This is a genomic window from Helicobacter sp. T3_23-1059 (assembly GCF_053654515.1).
Window position 1 is genome coordinate 1 of record NZ_JBSIUV010000131.1, and the last position, 1,513, is coordinate 1,513.

Sequence of the window (1,513 nt, forward strand, 5' to 3'; positions counted from 1 at the left end):
ATCCAAGAAATGCGGAGGTTGCCTTTTAGTTTTAGGATTTCGCCTATCTGCTTAACATCAAAATCGCCCCTATAAGCAGTTATTAGTGCTTTAAAAGTATAGGTTTCATTTTGGTCTTGGTATGGTTTTAAAGATTCGACTTTGCCACCAAAGTGAATATATCCTATCATAATGCGCTCCTTTGAAAATGCTTAATCATAATTGCCAAATAGCGTTAGCGACATTCCTCTAGCATTATTTCTTTTATTATCTTACCATTTTTGGAAATATATAGCATATTATTTCTAAAAATATCATATTTATATGCACCATTGTCAAAGCTATATCCTTTAAAATTTTGCTTTTCATCAAGCAAAGTCTTGCCTTTTAAAGCTATATACTCTCCACTATCTTTATTAACACCTATATACACCATTTTGTTACAACCCACATCGCCTTCTTGACAAAGATATATAATCTTAATCCAAAATTTCTCACTGTCATAGCTACATTGCTCCTGTGGTGTAAAATCACTTGCAAAAAGTAAGGATATAAAAATACTTAAAAATATTATTTTCTTACGCATAAATTACCATTCTCAAAGCATAAAAATCATATTTTTTATCTATGTTTATTCTTTACATATTTCCCCAAAATCTCACTATGCAAGGCAAAGTCATCATTTTTGCATTCGCCTGATTTTAGCGTGATTGTCTCGCCTTGCTTTTCCACCAAGACATTGCAAAAGTCATTATTATATTCTAAAGAAAGGGCTTGAATCGTGGCTTTTGTCGCAGAGTAAAAAGCGATGATTCGCACCGTGTGATAGTCATCATTTGGCTTTTCCGTGTAGAAATTCTCGCTAAAATCATCAAATTTGCTACCATTTTTCGCATATCCGATTTCGCAGTAAAATCCACCAAAAATCTCGTCATTAGAGCAATGATTGCGTATTTCAAAGGCGTGTTTTATAGGTTTGCCATTTTGGGTGGTATTTAATTCATAAATACCTATCCACTCACTGATGAATCTTGGCAACTCTGCACTAAATGCCATACTGCAATACAACAATACTAACAACATTGCCTTTTTCATTTTTCTACTCCTTATGTTGTGGTATAACAATATGATAGCAATTATTTTCATCTAAAACATTTGCTATGCCCAATAGCTTGATGGCTTCGCTTTTAAATTTATCTTTATTATTATTACCTAAAGACGAATGAGGAATATCTACTACATTTTGGGTAGAGAAATCAGCACAATGTTTTGATACATTAGAAGCACCAAGTTCATTGATTTTATCTGTCATTGTCTGTATAATTTGTTCCCTACTTTTACCATCTTTTTTTGCTATTTCGTAAGCATCCAAAACCTTTTGTCCATATTGCTTGTAGGTATTTCGTTGTTTTTCTAAACCATTTTTAATTATATTCTTATACATTGCTTGTGCTTGTCCTCTTGCAGTCCTTGCAGTGCTACTAATAACCACTTTGTTGTAACCTGAATTTTTAGCAATTTGTTTTAATATATT

At 32.4% G+C, this 1,513-nt stretch carries 3 protein-coding genes; all 3 read right to left on the reverse strand.

Annotation, left to right across the window (positions count from 1 at the left end; translation table 11 throughout):
* Positions 1–214 precede the first annotated feature (214 nt).
* The gene (locus ACWIX0_RS13510) at positions 215–565 is read right to left on the reverse strand and encodes a hypothetical protein (protein WP_454174504.1); all 351 of its coding nucleotides are present in this window, start codon (positions 563–565) and stop codon (positions 215–217) included.
* A gap of 35 nt (positions 566–600) precedes the next feature.
* Complete coding sequence (locus ACWIX0_RS13515; protein ID WP_454174505.1) at positions 601–1,074, reverse strand: hypothetical protein; 474 nt, start codon at positions 1,072–1,074, stop codon at positions 601–603.
* A 4-nt stretch (positions 1,075–1,078) separates the two neighbouring features.
* Positions 1,079–1,513: hypothetical protein (locus ACWIX0_RS13520; protein WP_454174506.1), on the reverse strand; the 435-nt coding region annotated here is incomplete at its 5' end.